This window comes from Pseudomonas sp. GW821-FHT02B10 (genome assembly GCF_059421865.1).
The window spans coordinates 27446-45526 of record NZ_JBWKVU010000006.1; the positions used below are offsets into that span (position 1 = coordinate 27446).

At 62.2% G+C, this 18081-nt stretch carries 18 protein-coding genes; 16 read left to right on the forward strand and 2 right to left on the reverse strand.

What is annotated here, in order from left to right; translation table 11 throughout:
• The first annotated feature begins 10 nt into the window (after nt 1-10).
• The 8 genes from AC07VU_RS15095 to AC07VU_RS15130 all read left to right on the forward strand — a co-directional run bounded on the left by AC07VU_RS15095 (nt 11) and on the right by AC07VU_RS15130 (nt 7056).
• Nucleotides 11-196, forward strand: a complete 186-nt coding sequence (locus AC07VU_RS15095) for a Trm112 family protein (RefSeq protein ID WP_007931663.1) — start codon at nt 11-13, stop codon at nt 194-196.
• Nucleotides 193-957, forward strand: coding sequence for a 3-deoxy-manno-octulosonate cytidylyltransferase (gene kdsB, locus AC07VU_RS15100; RefSeq protein ID WP_495030086.1), 765 nt, complete (start codon nt 193-195; stop codon nt 955-957). The genes AC07VU_RS15095 and kdsB overlap by 4 nt, the downstream gene beginning before the upstream one ends.
• The gene (locus AC07VU_RS15105) at nt 957-1421 is read left to right on the forward strand and encodes a low molecular weight protein-tyrosine-phosphatase (protein ID WP_274305988.1); all 465 of its coding nucleotides are present in this window, start codon (nt 957-959) and stop codon (nt 1419-1421) included. The genes kdsB and AC07VU_RS15105 overlap by 1 nt, the downstream gene beginning before the upstream one ends.
• Nucleotides 1418-2437, forward strand: a complete 1020-nt coding sequence (gene murB, locus AC07VU_RS15110) for a UDP-N-acetylmuramate dehydrogenase (RefSeq protein ID WP_495030087.1) — start codon at nt 1418-1420, stop codon at nt 2435-2437. Before AC07VU_RS15105 ends, murB begins: the two co-directional genes overlap by 4 nt.
• Nucleotides 2438-2685: 248 nt before the next feature.
• Nucleotides 2686-3156, forward strand: a complete 471-nt coding sequence (locus AC07VU_RS15115) for a (2Fe-2S)-binding protein (protein WP_274305990.1) — start codon at nt 2686-2688, stop codon at nt 3154-3156.
• Complete coding sequence (locus AC07VU_RS15120) at nt 3153-5471, forward strand: xanthine dehydrogenase family protein molybdopterin-binding subunit (protein WP_495030088.1); 2319 nt, start codon at nt 3153-3155, stop codon at nt 5469-5471. Before AC07VU_RS15115 ends, AC07VU_RS15120 begins: the two co-directional genes overlap by 4 nt.
• Nucleotides 5471-6466, forward strand: a complete 996-nt coding sequence (locus AC07VU_RS15125) for an XdhC family protein (protein ID WP_495030089.1) — start codon at nt 5471-5473, stop codon at nt 6464-6466. Before AC07VU_RS15120 ends, AC07VU_RS15125 begins: the two co-directional genes overlap by 1 nt.
• On the forward strand, nt 6463-7056 hold the full coding sequence (locus AC07VU_RS15130; protein ID WP_495030090.1) for a nucleotidyltransferase family protein: 594 nt from the start codon (nt 6463-6465) through the stop codon (nt 7054-7056). The genes AC07VU_RS15125 and AC07VU_RS15130 overlap by 4 nt, the downstream gene beginning before the upstream one ends.
• A 103-nt stretch (nt 7057-7159) precedes the next feature.
• Here the strand turns inward: AC07VU_RS15130 and rne are convergent, their stop codons facing one another.
• Nucleotides 7160-10372, reverse strand: a complete 3213-nt coding sequence (rne, locus tag AC07VU_RS15135) for a ribonuclease E (RefSeq protein WP_495030091.1) — start codon at nt 10370-10372, stop codon at nt 7160-7162.
• 716 nt (nt 10373-11088) lie between these two features.
• Between rne and rluC the strand changes: the two genes are divergently transcribed.
• The 3 genes from rluC to sppA are packed head-to-tail and all read left to right on the forward strand — an operon-like array spanning nt 11089 to nt 13705.
• The gene (gene rluC, locus AC07VU_RS15140; RefSeq protein ID WP_007928042.1) at nt 11089-12045 is read left to right on the forward strand and encodes a 23S rRNA pseudouridine(955/2504/2580) synthase RluC; all 957 of its coding nucleotides are present in this window, start codon (nt 11089-11091) and stop codon (nt 12043-12045) included.
• Entirely contained in the window at nt 12035-12697 is a 663-nt protein-coding gene (locus AC07VU_RS15145; RefSeq protein ID WP_123412513.1) for an HAD-IA family hydrolase, read from the forward strand. Before rluC ends, AC07VU_RS15145 begins: the two co-directional genes overlap by 11 nt.
• An 18-nt stretch (nt 12698-12715) precedes the next feature.
• On the forward strand, nt 12716-13705 hold the full coding sequence (gene sppA / locus AC07VU_RS15150; RefSeq protein WP_277588175.1) for a signal peptide peptidase SppA: 990 nt from the start codon (nt 12716-12718) through the stop codon (nt 13703-13705).
• A gap of 56 nt (nt 13706-13761) precedes the next feature.
• Here sppA and AC07VU_RS15155 read toward each other — a convergent pair whose 3' ends face one another.
• Nucleotides 13762-14340 (reverse strand): Maf family protein, encoded by a 579-nt coding sequence (locus AC07VU_RS15155; protein WP_087088753.1) that lies wholly within the window; start codon nt 14338-14340, stop codon nt 13762-13764.
• 105 nt (nt 14341-14445) lie between these two features.
• Between AC07VU_RS15155 and AC07VU_RS15160 the strand changes: the two genes are divergently transcribed.
• The 5 genes from AC07VU_RS15160 to fabG all read left to right on the forward strand — a co-directional run bounded on the left by AC07VU_RS15160 (nt 14446) and on the right by fabG (nt 18005).
• Nucleotides 14446-14973, forward strand: a complete 528-nt coding sequence (locus AC07VU_RS15160; RefSeq protein WP_007928051.1) for a YceD family protein — start codon at nt 14446-14448, stop codon at nt 14971-14973.
• 13 nt (nt 14974-14986) lie between these two features.
• Nucleotides 14987-15169 carry a 50S ribosomal protein L32 gene (gene rpmF, locus AC07VU_RS15165; RefSeq protein ID WP_003179396.1) on the forward strand — a complete coding sequence of 61 codons (183 nt, stop codon included), beginning with the start codon at nt 14987-14989 and terminating at the stop codon, nt 15167-15169.
• Between the two features lie 3 nt (nt 15170-15172).
• Complete coding sequence (plsX, locus tag AC07VU_RS15170) at nt 15173-16183, forward strand: phosphate acyltransferase PlsX (RefSeq protein ID WP_457275924.1); 1011 nt, start codon at nt 15173-15175, stop codon at nt 16181-16183.
• 126 nt (nt 16184-16309) lie between these two features.
• The gene (fabD, locus tag AC07VU_RS15175) at nt 16310-17248 is read left to right on the forward strand and encodes an ACP S-malonyltransferase (protein ID WP_009047834.1); all 939 of its coding nucleotides are present in this window, start codon (nt 16310-16312) and stop codon (nt 17246-17248) included.
• Between the two features lie 16 nt (nt 17249-17264).
• A complete protein-coding gene (gene fabG, locus AC07VU_RS15180; protein ID WP_053260206.1) occupies nt 17265-18005 on the forward strand; it encodes a 3-oxoacyl-ACP reductase FabG in 741 nt (246 codons plus the stop codon).
• The last annotated feature ends 76 nt before the right edge of the window (nt 18006-18081 follow it).

Genomic DNA, 18081 nt, shown 5'->3' on the forward strand with positions numbered 1-18081 from the left:
GGGAATTCTCATGGACACCAAATTGCTCGATATCCTCGCTTGCCCGATCTGCAAGGGACCGCTCAAGCTCAGCGCCGACAAGACCGAGCTGATCAGCAAGGGCGCCGGCCTGGCCTATCCGATTCGCGATGGCATCCCGGTCATGCTGGAAAGCGAAGCCCGCACCCTCAGCACCGACGAGCGCCTGGATAAATGACCACAGCCTTTACCGTTGTCATTCCAGCCCGATTCGCCTCCACCCGCCTGCCGGGTAAACCGCTGCAGATGATCGCCGGCAAGCCGATGATCCAGCACGTCTGGGAACAGGCCTGCAAGAGCGCCGCCCAGCGTGTGGTGGTAGCGACCGATGATGCGCGAATCGTCGAGGCTTGCCAGGGCTTCGGTGCCGAAGCGGTGTTGACCCGCGAGGACCACAACTCCGGTACCGATCGCCTGGCGGAAGTCGCCAGCCAATTGGGCCTGGACGCGGACGCCATCGTGGTCAACGTCCAGGGCGACGAGCCGTTGATCCCGCCGGCGGTGATCGACCAGGTGGCCGCCAACCTGGCCGCCCACACTGAAGCGAGCATGGCCACCCTGGCCGAGCCGATCGAAGACCTCGAGACCCTGTTCAACCCGAACGTGGTCAAGGTGGTCAGCGACATCAATGGTTTGGCCCTGACCTTCAGCCGCGCCACCTTGCCGTGGGCGCGCGACGCCTTTGCGAAGAATCGCGACCTGCTGCCGGAAGGCGTGCCGTATCGCCGCCATATCGGTATCTATGCCTACCGCGCCGGCTTCCTGCATGACTTCGTCAGCTGGGGCCCGTGCTGGCTGGAGAACACCGAGTCGCTGGAGCAGTTGCGGGCCTTGTGGCACGGCGTGCGTATCCATGTCGCCGATGCCCTGGAAGCCCCGCCTGGTGGTGTCGATACCGCCGAAGACCTTGAGCGCATTCGTCGCCTGCTGGAGGCCTGATGCGGGTTCTGTTTGTCTGCCTGGGCAATATCTGCCGTTCGCCGACGGCGGAGGGCGTACTGCGCCACAAGTTACGTGAAGCGGGGCTGGCCGACCGGGTCGAAGTCGCGTCCGCGGGCACCGGCGAATGGCACATCGGCAAGGCGCCGGACAAGCGCAGCCAGCGCGCGGCGCTGTTGCGCGGCTACGACCTGTCGGCCCAGCGCGCGCAGCAAGTCAGCAGCGCGGACTTTGCTCGCTACGACCTGATCCTGGCCATGGACGAGAGCAACCTGCGCAACCTCAAGACGCTGCAGCCGGCCCAGGGCAAGGCCGAGCTGGACCTGTTCCTGCGCCGCTACGAGGCGGCGGTGGACGAAGTGCCGGATCCTTACTACGACGGTGAACAAGGTTTCGAGCAGGTGCTGGACTTGATCGAGTACGCCAGCGACCGGCTGGTGATCGAGCTGAAGGGGCGGCTATGAGCTTGCATCTGCAGTCCCAGGTTTCCCTCAAGCCCTTCAACACCTTCGGCGTCGATGTGCGCGCGCAGCTGTTCGCCGAGGTCCACAGCGACGCTGACGTGCGTGAGGCGCTGGCCTGTTCGGCGCAGCATCGACTGCCGCTGCTGGTGATTGGCGGCGGCAGCAACCTGCTGCTGACCGCGGATATTCCAGCGCTGGTCTTGCACATGAGTACCCGTGGCATTCGTCTGCTGAGCGACGATGGCCAGCAGGTAGTAGTCGAAGCCGAAGCGGGTGAAACCTGGCATCCCTTCGTGCAGTGGACCTTGCAACAGGGCTTGTCCGGCCTGGAAAACCTCAGCCTGATTCCGGGGACTGTGGGCGCCGCACCGATGCAGAACATCGGTGCCTACGGGGTCGAGATCAAGGATGTGTTCGCCGGCCTGACCGCACTGGATCGGCAGAGCGGCGAGTTGCGCGATTTCAGCCTGGAGGAATGTCAGTTCGCCTACCGCGATAGCCTGTTCAAGCAAGAGGCTGGCCGCTGGCTGATTCTGCGGGTGCGTTTTGCCCTGGCCCGCAGCGAGCATCTGCACCTGGAGTATGGCCCGGTGCGCCAGCGCTTGAGCGAGCAGGGCATCGAGCAGCCGACGGCCAGCGATGTCAGTCGCGCCATTTGCAGCATCCGCAGCGAAAAACTGCCGGACCCGGCGGTACTGGGCAATGCCGGCAGTTTCTTCAAAAACCCGGTGGTGTCCGCTGCGCTGGCGGCCGAGATCAGGCAGCGGCATGCGGGGCTGGTGGGTTATCCACAGGCGGACGGGCAGGTGAAGCTGGCCGCTGGTTGGTTGATCGAACAGGCGGGCTGGAAGGGCTTTCGCGATGGCGATGCCGGGGTGCATCGTTTGCAGTCGCTGGTGCTGGTCAACTATGGCGGTGCCACGGGCTTGCAGCTGTTAAGCCTGGCACGAAGGATCCAGCAGGATATTGCCGAGCGCTTCCATGTTCAGCTGGAGATGGAGCCCAATCTCTATTGAGCCTGTTGAGCTAAGCTCAAGACGCGCCAGCAAAGCCTTGCACGGGTTCACACCCTGCAAGGCTTTTTTGTTAATTGCGGCTTAACTTAGCCTGCTAACAATGCAACTATTTGTACCCCCAAAGGCCCGGTGAAGACTCCCCGTCTTCATAAGAGAGCCCATTAGCCTGAGTCGATCTGCTCCTGCAAGTCGTTGTACTCAACGGCAGATTGCTCGACCCCATAAACGGAAAATATGCGGGCGTGCCCATGATTACCCTGAAACTCAACGGTCAAGATCACCCACTGGATGTCACCGAGGACATGCCGCTGCTCTGGGCTATCCGCGACGTGGCGGGCTACAACGGCACCAAGTTCGGTTGCGGCATGGGCCTGTGCGGCGCGTGCACCATCCATATCGACGGCGCCCCGGCGCGCAGTTGCATCACGCCGATCGGCTCGGTGGTCGGGCAGAACGTCAGCACCATCGACAACCTGCACAGCGACCCAGTCGGCAAAGCCGTGCAGCAGGCCTGGCTGGACAGCGCGGTGGCCCAGTGCGGCTACTGCCAGGGCGGGCAGATCATGTCGGCCACTGCCTTGCTCAAGGTCAACCCCAACCCCAGTGACGAACAGATCGAAGCCGCCATGGTCGGCAACATCTGCCGCTGCGGCACCTACAACCGGATCAAGACGGCGATCCGCCAGGCCTCCACCCACCTGAAGGAGGCCAAGGCATGAGCCAGCTGCCGAATGATTTTGCCTTGAGCAACCTCAGCCGCCGCGGTTTTCTCAAAGGCGTCGGAGCCACCGGCGCACTGGTGCTGGCGGCCAGCTGGGGCTGGCAGGACGCTTTCGCCGAAGAGAAGAAGTTCGGTGCCGACGGCATGCCCAACGGCTGGGTCGATGATCCCAAGGTGTACGTGAGCATCGCCGCCGACGGCAGCGTGACCGTGCTCTGCAACCGTTCGGAAATGGGCCAGGGTGTGCGTACCAGCCTGAGCATGGTGGTCGCTGACGAACTGGAGGCCGACTGGGCGCTGGTGAAGGTCAAGCAGGCGCCGGGCGACGAGGCGCTGTTCGGTAACCAGGACACCGACGGTTCGCGCAGCATGCGCCATTGGTACGAGCCGATGCGGCGCTGCGGTGCGGCGGCGCGGACCATGCTCGAACAGGCAGCGGCCGAACAATGGAAAGTCCCGCTGGCCGAGTGCCGGGCGCAGTTGCATAAAGTGGTCCACCAGCCGAGCGGCCGTGAACTGGGCTACGGCGCCCTGGCCGCCGCGGCGAGCGCCCTGGCGGTGCCGGCCCGCGACAGCCTGCGGCTGAAGCAACCCAGCGAATTCCGCTACATCGGCAAGGAGGGCACCCGCGCCATCGATGGTGCGGATATCGTCAATGGCCAGGCGGTCTACGGCGCCGACGTGCATTTCGACGGCATGCTCTTCGCGACGGTTGCACGCCCACAGGTCTATGGCGGCAAGGTCAAATCCTTCGATGGTAGCGCGGCGCTGAAGGTGCCGGGCGTGATCAAGGTGGTGCAGATCGACAGTCGTCCGCTGCCTTCCGAGTTCCAGCCGCTGGGCGGCGTGGCAGTGATCGCCAGCAATACCTGGGCAGCGATCAAGGGTCGCGATGCGTTGAAGATCGAGTGGGACGATGGCGTCAACGCCGGCTACGACTCGATTGCCTACCGCAAGGAGCTGGAAGCCGCGGCGCTCAAGCCCGGCAAGGTAGTGCGCAGCACTGGCAATATCGACGACGCCATGAGCAGCGCCGACAGCAGCCTGGAGGCCTCTTACTACCTGCCGCACCTGGCGCAGGCGCCGATGGAGCCGATGGTCGCCGTGGCGCGCTTCCAGGACGGCCAGTGCGAAGCCTGGGCTCCGAGCCAGGCGCCACAGGTGACCCGCGAACGTATTGCCGAGCGCCTGGGCATTCCCTTCGACAAGGTGACGGTCAACATCACCTTGCTCGGCGGTGGTTTCGGGCGTAAATCCAAGCCCGACTTCATCCTCGAGGCGGCGATCCTCGCCAAGGAAGTGCCGGGCAAGGCGGTACGGGTGCAATGGACCCGCGAAGACGATATTCACAACTCCTACTTCCACACCGTGTCGGCGGAATACCTCAAGGCCAGCCTGAACAAGGACGGCATGCCGTCCGGCTGGCTGCACCGCACCGTGGCGCCGAGCATCACCGCGCTGTTCGCCCCGGGCATGAACCATGAGGCCGCCTTCGAACTGGGCATGGGCTTTACCAACCTGGCCTATGCGATTCCCAACGTGCGCCTGGAAAACCCCGAGGCCGCTGCGCATACCCGGGTTGGCTGGTATCGCTCGGTGTCGAACATCCCCCACGGTTTCGCCATCCAGAGCTTTGTCGACGAGCTGGCTCACAAGGCGGGTCAGGACCCATTGAAGTACCAGCTCAAGCTGCTGGGGCCGGATCGTCAGATCGACCCACGGACCTTGAGCGAAGAGTGGAACTACGGTGAGTCGCCGGAGCGTTACCCGATCGACACCGCCCGTATGCGTGGCGTGCTGGAGACGGCGGCCAAGGCGGCGGGCTGGGGTCGCAGCCAGCCCAAGGGCCGCGGCCTGGGGCTGGCGGTGCATTACAGTTTCGTCACTTACGTGGCGGCGGTGATCGAAGTCGAGGTCAAGGATGATGGCACCTTGATCGTGCACAAGGCCGATATCGCCGTGGACTGCGGTCCGCAGATCAATCCCGAGCGTATCCGCTCGCAGTTCGAGGGCGCCTGTGTGATGGGACTGGGCAATGCGGTGGTGGGCGAGATCAGCTTCAAGGACGGCAAGGTCCAGCAGGACAACTTCCATATGTATGAAGTGGCGCGCATGTCCCTGGCACCGAAGGAAGTGGCCGTGCATCTGGTGACGCCACCGGGCGATGTGCCGTTGGGTGGTGTCGGTGAGCCGGGCGTGCCGCCGATCGCGCCGGCCCTGTGTAACGCGATCTTTGCCGCCACCGGCAAGCGCATCCGCAACCTGCCGGTGCGTTACCAGCTGCAGGGCTGGCAACAGGCGGGCAAGGCCTGATGGACAGCGTCGACCTGAATGTCCTGCGCAGCGTGCTGGAATGGCGCCGCGCGGGGCAGCGCGTGACCTTGTACAGCGTGGTCCAGACCTGGGGCAGCGCGCCGCGGCCACTGGGGGCCATGCTGGCTTTGCGTGAAGACGGCATGGTGATCGGCTCGGTCTCGGGCGGTTGTATCGAGGACGACCTGATCGCCCGTTTGCACGATGGCCGCCTGCCTCTGGACGGGCCGCCAGTACAGTTGGTGACCTATGGCGTGACCCGCGAGGAGGCCGCGCGTTTTGGCCTGCCGTGCGGCGGCACCTTGCGCCTGACCGAGGAGCGGGTTGGCGACCCGGCCTGGGTCGCGGAACTGCTGGCTCGTTGCGAGGCGCATGAAATCGTCGCCCGGGAGTTGAACCTGAGCAGCGGTGAAGTGCTGCTAAAGCCGGCCAGCAAGACCGATGTGCTGAGCTGCGATGACACCACCCTGCGGGCGATCTATGGCCCGCGCTGGCGGCTGTTGCTGATCGGCGCCGGGCAGTTGTCGCGGTATGTGGCGGAAATGGCGCGGCTGCTGGACTTCGAAGTGCTGATTTGCGATCCGCGCAAGGAGTTTGTCTACGGTTGGGAAGAGCAGCACGGGCGTTTTGTGCCGGGAATGCCGGACGATGCGGTGCTGAATATCGAGACTGACGAGCGTACGGCCATTGTCGCGCTGACCCATGACCCCAGGCTGGATGACATGGCGCTGTTGACCGCGCTCAATTCCCGGGCGTTTTACGTCGGGGCGCTGGGCTCTCGGGTCAATAGTCAGAAGCGTCGGGAGAATCTGGCCCAGCTGGGGCTGGAGCCGCAGGCCATCGAACGCTTGCACGGGCCCATCGGCCTGCATATCGGCAGCCATACACCGGCGGAGATTGCCCTGTCGGTGATGTCGGAGATCGTTGCCATCAAGAACGGCATCGACCTGTTGCAGAAAAAGCCGCCCCAAGTGGCTGCGCAGGTGAGCGCGTGAGCGAGTCGCTGTGCGCGGTCATCCTGGCCGCGGGGCAGGGCAGTCGTTTCCGACAGGCGGCGGGGGGCGGGCAAGACAAGTTGCTGGCTCCATGTCTGGGACGAGATGCGGTGATCAGGCCGGTAGTCGAGCAGGTCCTGAGGAACTTGCCCGCACTGCTGGCCTGTAGAATCCTGGTGACAACGCCGGACCGTACCGAGGTGATTGCCTTGGCCGAAGCCTATGGCTGCCAGGTGATGCTTCTGGATTCGCCGGGCATGGGCGACAGCCTCGCGGCCGCCGTCGCAGCCTGCGCCGATGCCAGTGGTTGGCTGGTGGTGCTGGGAGATATGCCCTTTATCCTGCCGTCGAGTATCGAGAGCGTGGTGCGGGAACTGGGCGAACAAATGATCCGGGTGCCTGTTTATAAGGGGGCCTATGGTCACCCGGTGGCTTTTGGCGCGGCCTTTGGTCAGGCGTTGCAGGGTCTTTCCGGGGATCGGGGAGCCAGGCCATTGTTTGCCGCGGGGCAGGTTGTCGAGGTGGAACTGGCGGATGCTGGCGTGTTGTGGGACGTGGATGTGCCGCAGGCGTTGGTTTTTACTGGTTGAGATCGCTGGGCTCGCTTTCGCGGCGGACATGTTGATCGAAAAATTGCAGGCATAAAAAAGCCCCGCCTGGGTGACCAGGCGGGGCTTTTTATCGGGCTAGGAATCAGACGAGGGGTTTAGGCTCGTGCTCTTCTTCCTGGGCCTTGGGCTTGTGCTCTACCACTTCTTCGACGGAGCGCGGGGCTTCGTCGGCGGCAGGCGCAGGTTGCTCGATGGCTGGTTCGGCAGCAGGAGCTACCTCGAACGCCTCGGCAACCACCGGCGCAGGCTCGGCAGCCACTACGGCTTCTGCCGGAGCTTCAGCGGCGGCAGCGGCAGCCAGCTCGGCTTCCTTCTGCAGACGCTCGGCTTCGCGCTTGCGACGACGCACTTCACGTGGGTCGTTTGGCGCGCGACCGGTGCTGGTCAGGGCGCTGACCGGAGCGGCCTCGACAACCAGTGCAGCCACTTCGGCGGCAGGCGCCTCAACCGGCGCTGCCGGTGCGGCAGCCACAGGCTCGGCAACTACAGGTTCAGCAGCCACGACTGTTTCAGCCACAACTTCTGCGACTGGTGCAGGCGCTTCGGCAACGATCGCCTCGGCGGCACGCTCGAAGGCACGAGGCGCTTCCTGGGCTGGCTCTGCCGCTGGTGCTTCGGCGACTGGCGCTTCGACCACTGGCTCGGCAACGACTGCAGGTTGTTCTGCAACAATTGCAGGTTGCGCAGCCTGTTCTTCGTGCTGTTCTTCACGAACCTGGGCGACTTCGACAGCAGGTGCTGCTGGAATCTCTACCGCAGTGGTGGCCTCGACGACCGGTGCTTCGACGATCGGTGCAGCTTCCTGGACGGCAGCGGTGGCACGTTCGGCCTGCTCGTGAGCCTGGGCTTCGGCCGGGGCGCTGATCACGGTGCTGGCAACGGCAGCAGTTACCGCCAGGCCTGCGGCCAGATCGGTGCTGCTTGGCTCTTCGCTGTTTTCTTCCGAACCTTCGATCACATTGCCGTTGGCGTCACGCTGACGCTCACGACGGTTGCTGCGACGACGCTGGCCACGGGAGCGGCGGCGTGGACGATCGCCCTCGGCGTTCTCCTGACCGTCTTCCTGCAGTTGCTCTTCGTTCGGCAGCAGCTCCTCTTCAGCTACGGCAGCGGCCTGTTCGGCGCGAGGTTGGCGCTCTTCACGCGGTGGACGCGGTTGACGCTCTTCGCGTGGCTGACGAGCCGGACGTTCTTCGGCGACAGCGGCAGCGGCAGGAGCAGCGTCCAGCGGTTCACGCAGTTCACGCACGCGTTCTTCACGCTCGCCGCGTGGCTTGCGGTCTTCACGTGGTGGGCGTGGTTGACGCTCTTCCCGTGGCGGACGTGGCGCGCGCTCTTCGCGAGCGGTGGCCTGGACTTCCTCGCGAGCCTCGCGGACTTCGCGTGGCTGACGCTCTTCGCGGGCTTCGCGCGGTGCGCGCTCTTCACGAGGGGCGCGTTCTTCGCGTGGCTTGCGCTCTTCGTCGCGGCGACCGTTGCGATTGCGGCTCTGCTGACGACCGTTGCGGCGTTCTTCGTTGCGCGCAGGACGTTCGGTGGCCGGCTTTTCAACCATGATCGGAGCGGCTGGCTCTTCCTTGGTGGCGAACAGGCTGACCAGGGATTTCACCAGGCCCTTGAACAGGCTTGGCTCGGCAACGGCGGCCGGAGCGGCAACCGGGGCGGCGGCCACTTCGGTTGGAACCGGTGCGTTGGCGCGGGCTGGAGCGGTCTTGACGGCGGCTTCCTGGCGAACCAGGGTGCGGGTCGCGGCGGCTGGCTGGACTTCTTCGGCTTCGGCAGCGGCAGCGGCGATTTCGTAGCTGGACTGGTTGATGCCGGCTTCCGGGCTGTCATCACGCAGACGCTGGACTTCGAAGTGCGGCGTTTCGAGATGGTCGTTCGGCAGAATGACGATACGAGCACGGGTGCGCAGTTCGATCTTGGTGATCGAATTACGTTTTTCGTTGAGCAGGAAGGCAGCAACCGGAATCGGCACTTGGGCGCGAACTTCGGCGGTGCGGTCTTTCAGGGCTTCTTCTTCGATCAGGCGCAGGATCGCCAGCGACAGCGATTCGACGTCGCGGATGATGCCGGTGCCGTTGCAGCGGGGGCAGACGATGCCGCTGCTTTCGCCGAGGGATGGACGCAGGCGCTGGCGGGACATTTCCAGCAGGCCGAAGCGCGAGATGCGACCGACCTGGACGCGAGCGCGGTCGGCTTCCAGGCATTCGCGGACTTTCTCTTCCACGGCGCGCTGGTTCTTGGCCGGCGTCATGTCGATGAAGTCGATGACGATCAGGCCGCCGATGTCACGCAGGCGCAGCTGGCGAGCGATTTCTTCCGCTGCTTCCAGGTTGGTCTGCAGGGCGGTTTCTTCGATGTCGCTGCCTTTGGTGGCGCGCGCCGAGTTGATGTCGATGGACACCAGGGCTTCGGTCGGATCGATAACGATGGAGCCGCCGGAAGGCAGTTCGACGACGCGCTGGAAGGCGGTTTCGATCTGGCTTTCGATCTGGAAACGGTTGAACAGCGGAACGCTGTCTTCGTACAGCTTGATCTTGCTGGCGTACTGCGGCATCACCTGGCGGATGAAGGTCAGGGCTTCGTCCTGGGCTTCAACGCTGTCGATCAGCACTTCGCCGATGTCCTGGCGCAGGTAGTCACGGATGGCTCGGATGATCACGTTGCTTTCCTGGTAGATCAGGAAAGGCGCTGCGCGGTCCAGCGAGGCTTCTTTGATGGCGGTCCAGAGTTGCAGCAGGTAGTCGAGGTCCCACTGCATCTCTTCGCTGCTGCGGCCCAGGCCGGCAGTGCGAACGATCAGGCCCATGTCGGCAGGGGCGACCAGGCCGTTCAAGGCTTCGCGCAGTTCGTTGCGCTCTTCGCCTTCGATGCGACGGGAGATGCCACCGGCACGCGGGTTGTTCGGCATCAGCACCAGGTAACGACCGGCCAGGCTGATGAAGGTGGTCAGGGCTGCACCCTTGTTGCCACGTTCTTCTTTTTCGACCTGAACGATGACTTCCTGGCCTTCGCTCAGGACGTCCTTGATATTGACGCGGCCTTCGGGAGCTTTCTTGAAGTATTCGCGGGAGATTTCTTTGAGGGGCAGGAAGCCGTGGCGCTCAGAGCCGAAATCGACAAAGGCAGCCTCGAGGCTTGGTTCGATGCGAGTGATACGGCCTTTATAGATGTTGGCCTTCTTCTGCTCGCGTGCACCGGATTCGATGTCCAGGTCGTAGAGGCGTTGGCCATCTACCAGTGCAACACGCAACTCTTCGGGTTGAGTTGCGTTAATCAGCATTCTTTTCATGTAGTACCGTCGGTTTCCGGGCTGCCGGAAACGGCGTTCGGCACACACGACTTCTCACGGTCGGTGTCAGGTGCGTCAGGAGCGGTTGGCCGCTCCAGTGTCTAGCGAAATCCGGCCAGTTGGGGCGAACTCGCGACTCACGCGTCCTGCTTGCTGGGGTGACAAAAGGCACCTCTTAAGCAAAAGCTCAATCAGGAGGAGGAATCAACCGGCGACTGTGGACGAGATGAAGCGTCTTGATAAAGCCTAATGCTACACAGTCCGACGGTTGTGCATCTCCACCCTACACGTATCCCTGATAATTCGGGTGCTGCCGCGCGCAGAATCCGCAGCGGGTTGGCATTTACCGTGAGCTCCGAAAGGGGAACTCACGCATCATGGCTAATTTAGGCGGTGTTTCCGAAGCGCTCGCTCGGGTTCGTTCGTAGCTGACTGCACTTTGTGAACTGGCCGTGAATATTTGCTCGAAAGGCGAGTGGAAACTCTGCTTTTCGGCGTGCTTCAGGCCTCATGTCACCTGCGCTTGTTACAACTGCAAAACTCCACCGTTCGTAGCGAAAGCCCCGTAGGACGGCCTCGCATCCTGGTGAATTGCGTTGGTCAGGGCCGGCTGTTGGCCGTTGGTCCGCTGTCCAGGCCGCTTTTGGCGGCGTTCGCGACTATAGCAGTAATCATTAAGTGCTTCAATTCCATAAAAAATTGTTATCATTTGCGCCATGACGACTACTGCCCCCTCGACCCCAGGCGTTCAACTGCTTGAGGTCTCGCCGGAATATGCCGGCCAACGAATCGACAATTTCCTCCTCGCTCGGCTCAAAGGCGTGCCCAAGACCTTGATTTACCGCATTTTGCGCAAAGGCGAAGTGCGGGTGAACAAGGGCCGGATCAAGCCCGAATACAAGCTGCAGGCGGGCGATATCGTGCGCGTGCCGCCGGTGCGCGTGCCGGAGCGTGACGAACCTGTGCCCGTGGCGCAGGGGTTGTTGCAGCGCCTGGAGGCTTCGATTGTCTATGAAGACAAAGCCCTGATCGTGATCAACAAGCCCGCCGGCATCGCTGTGCATGGCGGCAGCGGTCTGAATTTCGGGGTGATCGAAGCCTTTCGTCAGTTGCGTCCGGACGCCAAGGAGCTGGAGCTGGTCCATCGCCTCGACCGCGATACTTCCGGCCTGCTGATGATCGCCAAGAAACGCAGCATGCTGCGTCATTTGCATGAAGCCTTGCGCGGCGATGGTGTCGACAAGCGCTACATGGCGCTGGTGCGCGGCAACTGGGCGACCTCGATCAAGCAGGTCCGTGCACCGCTGCTCAAGAGCAACCTGCGTTCCGGCGAGCGCATGGTCGAAGTGAATGAAGAGGGCAAGGAGGCCTTGACCGTGTTCAAGGTGCTGCGCCGCTTCGGTGACTTCGCCACCATGGTCGAAGCCAAGCCGGTGACCGGTCGTACTCACCAGATCCGTGTGCATACCCTGCATGCCGGGCATTGCATTGCCGGCGACAGCAAGTATGGCGATGACGATTTCACCAAGGAAATCCGCGACCTGGGCGGTAAGCGCCTGTTTCTGCATGCCTACATGCTGACCGTGCCGTTGCCCGATGGCGGCGAGCTGAAATTGCAGGCGCCGGTGGATGAAATGTGGGCCAAGACCGTGGAGCGCCTGAGTGCACCCTGATTACAAACTGCTGATCTTTGATTGGGACGGCACCCTGGCAGACTCCATTGGTCGGATAGTCGAGGCCATGCATGTGGCCTCTGATCGCTCGGGGTTTGCCCGGTGCGACGATTTTGCGGTCAAGGGCATTATCGGCCTGGGATTGCCGGAGGCGATCCGCACGCTGTATCCGCACATCAGCGATGCCGAGCTGGTAGATTTTCGTCAGCACTATGCCGATCACTACATCGCTCTCGAGTCTGAGCCTTCTCCGTTGTTCGCCGGAGTGGTGCAGTCTCTCGAAGCTTTCCGGCGCGAGGGATATCATCTGGCGGTCGCGACCGGTAAGGCGCGGCGTGGCCTGGATCGGGTGTTGAAGGCGCATGGCTGGGAAGATTATTTCGACATCACCCGCGCTGCCGACGAAACCGCGAGCAAGCCTCATCCGTTGATGCTCGAGCAGATCCTGGCTCATTGCGAGGTGCGCCCCGAGCAGGCGTTGATGGTCGGGGATTCCTCTTTCGACCTGCTGATGGCGCGTAACGCAGGCATGGCATCGGTTGCGGTCGGTTATGGCGCGCAATCGCTGGAGGCCTTGCAGGCTTACGAGCCGCGCCTGTCTATCGATAGTTTTCCTCAATTGCATGCCTGGCTCGGCCAGCGGGGCAATTGAGTCTTTTGGGGTAAAAGCATGAGCGACGAATGGAAAGCGCCGAGTAAATCGGCTGCCGACAGTGCTGACGACAAGAGCTGGAAGCTGCTGGAAAAGACCCTGCTGGCCGGTGTGCAAGAGCAGCGGCGTTCGCGGCGCTGGGGGATTTTCTTCAAGCTCCTGACCTTTGTTTATCTGCTTGTGGCCCTGGCGCTGTTTACGCCGTTGATGGATATGGAAAAAACCGCCACCCGCGGGGGCGGTTACACGGCGTTGATCGAGGTGACGGGCGTGATCGCGGACAAGGAGTCGGCGAGCGCCGACAACATCGTGACCGGCTTGCGTGCGGCTTTCGAGGACTCGAAGGTCAAAGGCATTGTGCTGCGTATCAACAGTCCTGGCGGTAGCCCGGTGCAGTCGGGTTATGTCTATGACGAAATCCGTCGCCTGCGTGGCTTGCATCCGGATATCAAGGTGTATGCAGTGATTTCCGACCTGGGGGCTTCCGGCGCCTACTACATTGCCAGCGCTGCCGATCAGATTTATGCCGACAAGGCGAGCCTGGTCGGTTCCATTGGGGTTACGGCGGCCGGTTATGGTTTCGTCGGCACCATGGAGAAGCTGGGTGTGGAGCGTCGTACCTACACCTCGGGTGAGCACAAGTCGTTCCTGGATCCGTTCCAGCCGCAGAAGCCCGAGGAAACCCAGTTCTGGCAGGGGGTGCTGGATACCACTCATCGCCAGTTCATCGCCAGCGTCAAGCAGGGGCGTGGCGAGCGTCTCAAGGACAAGGATCATCCGGAGCTGTTCTCCGGCCTGGTCTGGTCCGGCGAGCAGGCGCTGCAACTGGGCTTGATCGATGGGCTGGGGAGTGCCAGCTCGGTTGCCCGGGATGTGGTCGGCGAGAAGGAGTTGGTGGATTTCACCGTGCAGGAGTCGCCTTTCGATCGCTTCTCGAAAAAGCTGGGCGCCAGTGTTGCCGAGCATCTGGCCATGTGGATGGGCTTTCAGGGGCCGACACTGCGTTGATTGCGCTGTTTTAAAAAAGAGCCGGCCCTATGGGCCGGCTTTTTTAGTGTGGGTGGTCAGGGGATTTCCACGCTTTCGGCGAGCAGCATGTCTACCAGGCGGATCAGCGGCAGGCCGATCAGGCTGCTGGCGTCGCTGCCCTCGGTGCTGCGGAACAGGCTGATGCCCAGGCCCTCGGCCTTGAAGCTGCCGGCACAGTCATAAGGCTGTTCGGCGTGCAGGTAGCGTTCGATGCGGGCAGGGCTCAGCTCGCGCATATGCACGGTGAAGGGTATGCAGTCGACCTGGCAGTGGCCGCTCTTGCTGTTGAGCAGGGCCAGGCCGGTGAGAAAGGTCACGCTGGCGCCGCTGGCGGCGAGCAATTGCTCGCGCGCCTTTTCGAATGTGTGGGGCTTGCCGATGATGCGCTCGCCGAGCACCGCGACCTGGTCCGAGCCAATGATCAAGTGTCCCGGGTGGGTGGCGGCCAGTGCTCGGGCTTTCTCTTCGGCGAGGCGCTTGACCAGGCCGCTGGCGGATTCCCCGGGGCGGTGGCTTTCGTCGATATCTGGAGAACTGCAGGTAAATGGCAGGCGCAGGCGGGTGAGCAATTCGCGCCGGTAGGCCGAGCTTGAGGCAAGTAATAAAGGCAGCATGCGCATCTCCTGAGGCTGGCCGCGAATTCTAGCGGGGCTTGCAAGTGACGGACAGGGCTGAATTTCCTTTGACATGGCCGGGGGCATCCCTATAATGCTGCGCCTATGTTGAATGACCCGATTCCACCTCACGTTGACCCGCGCAAATTGGCTGACCGTGGCACCACCCTTCAAGGTGAACTGCTGCTGGCCGATTTGAAGAGACTCTGCGACCCGCTTTCCGACGATGTCGGTACGGTGCAGGCTAAATTCGTTTTTGAACGAGATGAACGTAAATCTGTGGTGATCCACAGCTTTATCGACACTGAAGTCAAAATGGTTTGCCAGCGTTGTCTTGAGCTGGTCACCCTGCCGATCCACAGCGAATGCAGTTACGCTGTGGTGAAGGAGGGTGCGAATACCCAGTCGTTGCCGAAAGGTTATGACGTGCTGGAACTGGGCGAAGATCCTTTGGATCTGCAGGCTTTGATCGAGGAGGAGCTTTTGCTCGCCTTGCCCATCGTGCCTGCTCATCATCCGGAAGAATGCCAGCAGCCGGCGGGTCTCGATGAGCCCGAACCGAGCGAGGACGAGGTAACGCGGTCCAACCCGTTCAGTGTATTGGCGCAGTTAAAGCGTGACCCAAACGTTTAGGAGTTAATCAATTATGGCTGTTCAGCAGAACAAAAAATCCCGCTCTGCCCGTGACATGCGTCGTTCGCACGACGCTCTCGAGGCTAGCACCCTGTCCGTAGAAAAGACCACTGGTGAAGTTCACCTGCGTCACCACGTATCGCCAGAAGGCGTATACCGTGGTCGTAAAGTGATCGACAAGGGCGCTGACGAGTAATCCTTGTCCGCTCAAGTCATCGCGATTGACGCAATGGGCGGGGACTTCGGTCCCCGCAGCATTGTTCAGGCCAGCCTTGCTTGCCTGTCTGTCACCCCCTCGCTGCACCTGGCCCTTGTCGGTCAACCTTTCCTTCTAGAAGAACTGATTTCCGGTCATTCGGCTGTGGATCGCGCGCGCCTGACGGTTGTGCCCGCCGCAGAGGTCATTGGCATGGATGAAAAACCTTCCCAGGCTCTGCGTGGCAAGCCGGACTCCTCCATGCGGGTGGCGTTAGAGCTGCTGCGTGATGGCAAGGCCCAGGCCTGTGTCAGCGCCGGCAATACCGGTGCGCTGATGGCGTTGTCGCGTTATGTGTTGAAAACCCTTCCGGGCATCGATCGTCCGGCGATGGTGGCGGCTATTCCAACCCAGCGCGGCTATTGCCAACTGCTGGATCTGGGGGCAAACGTCGATTGCAGCGCCGAGCACCTGTTTCAGTTCGCGGTCATGGGCTCGGTGGCAGCCGAGACGCTGGGGGTCGTTCGTCCGCGAGTGGCGTTGCTCAATATCGGTACTGAAGACATCAAGGGCAATCAGCAGGTCAAGCTGGCAGCTAGCCTGCTGCAGAATGCCCGGGGTCTGAATTACATCGGTTTTGTCGAGGGCGACGGGTTGTATCGCGGCGAGGCGGACGTGGTGGTGTGCGACGGTTTTGTCGGCAATATCCTGCTCAAGTCCAGCGAGGGGCTGGCGACCATGATTGCCGCGCGTATCGAATCCCTGTTCAAGCAAAACGCGGTTTCCCGTGTGGTCGGTGCTCTGGCGCTGCCGCTGATGCGGCGTCTGCAGGCCGATCTGGCGCCGGCGCGACACAATGGTGCGAGTTTTCTCGGCTTGCAGGGAATAGTCGTGAAAAGCCACGGTTCGGCAGGGGTTCAGGGTTTCCAGAGTGCGATTCAACGGGCGTTGATCGAGATCCAGGAAAACCTCCCGGAGCGCCTGCATGGGCGGCTCGAAGATCTGTTGCTTTAGGCGTTTGCACTCGGAAATGCTTAAATGTGACCGCTCAGTTCAATTGGCCATCCAACTCTCAGTTTCTTGCGTCCACCACGGTGGGGCGTCAATTCTCCGACGACAAGATCATTAGGGGCTTGTTACATGTCTGCATCCCTCGCATTCGTCTTTCCTGGACAGGGCTCGCAGTCCCTCGGCATGTTGGCCGAGTTGGGCGCGCAGTACCCGTTGATCCTCGAAACCTTCAAAGAAGCTTCCGATGCTCTGGGCTACGATCTCTGGGCCTTGACCCAAGAGGGTCCCGAAGAGCTGCTCAATCAAACCGACAAAACCCAGCCGGCCATTCTGACCGCCTCTATCGCCCTGTGGCGTCTATGGCTGGCGGAAGGCGGGGCGCGCCCGGCATTCGTTGCCGGCCACAGCCTGGGTGAATACAGCGCGCTGGTTGCCGCTGGCAGCCTGACTCTGGGCGAAGCCGTGAAGCTGGTAGAGCGTCGCGGCCAGTTGATGCAAGAAGCCGTTCCTGCAGGGCAGGGCGGCATGGCGGCGATTCTCGGCCTGGAAGATGCCGATGTGCTGGCCGCTTGTGCCGAAGCCGCACAAGGCGAAGTGGTCAGCGCGGTCAATTTCAACTCCCCGGGCCAGGTGGTGATCGCCGGCGCCAAGGCTGCTGTCGAGCGCGCCATCGAGGGTTGCAAGGCGCGTGGCGCCAAGCGCGCCATGCCATTGCCCGTCAGCGTGCCATCACACTGCGAGCTGATGCGTCCGGCTGCCGAGCGTTTCGCCGAGTCGATTGCCGCCATCAACTGGCAGGCGCCACAGATTCCGTTGGTACAGAACGTCAGCGCTGATGTGGCGCCGGATCTCGAAACCCTCAAGCGCGACCTGCTGGAGCAGCTGTACAAGCCGGTGCGTTGGGTGGAGTCGGTGCAGACCCTGGCCGCCAAGGGCGCTACCCAGCTGGTCGAGTGCGGTCCGGGCAAGGTCCTGGCGGGTCTCAACAAGCGCTGCGCCGAAGGCGTATCGACCTCTAACCTGAACACCCCAGATGCCTTCGCTGCCGCTCGCGCAGCGTTGGTCTGAATTAGGAGAAGCCTGCATGAGTCTGCAAGGTAAAGTTGCATTGGTTACCGGCGCCAGCCGCGGTATTGGCCAGGCCATCGCGCTTGAGCTGGGTCGCCTGGGCGCGATCGTTGTGGGTACCGCAACCTCCGCTTCGGGCGCCGAGGCTATTGCTGCCACGTTGAAGGAAAACGGCATTCAAGGCACTGGCCTTGAACTCAATGTCACCAGCGACGAGTCCGTTGCTGCCGTACTGGCCAGTATTCAGGAGCAGTTCGGCGCGCCGGCGATCCTGGTGAACAACGCCGGTATTACCCGTGACAACCTGATGATGCGCATGAAAGACGACGAGTGGTACGACGTGATCGATACCAATCTGAACAGCCTGTATCGCCTGTCCAAGGGCGTTCTGCGCGGCATGACCAAGGCTCGCTGGGGTCGAATCATCAGTATCGGTTCGGTGGTGGGTGCCATGGGCAACGCTGGCCAAGTAAACTACGCCACCGCCAAGGCCGGTCTGGAAGGTTTCAGCCGTGCTCTGGCGCGTGAGGTCGGCTCGCGGTCGGTTACCGTGAATTCGGTGACTCCGGGTTTCATCGATACCGACATGACCCGCGACTTGCCTGAAGCGCAGCGTGAAGCGCTGCAAACACAAATTCCGCTGGGTCGTCTGGGGCAGGCTCAAGAGATCGCGCAAGTGGTCGCTTTTCTTGCATCCGACGGTGCGGCATACGTGACCGGGGCTACAATCCCGGTGAACGGCGGGATGTACATGTGAGTTAAATGTGACGGATTGCTTCAAAAAAATGTCATACGAGCTGTCTAAAATCCGTTATAAAGCTGCAATCAATTTA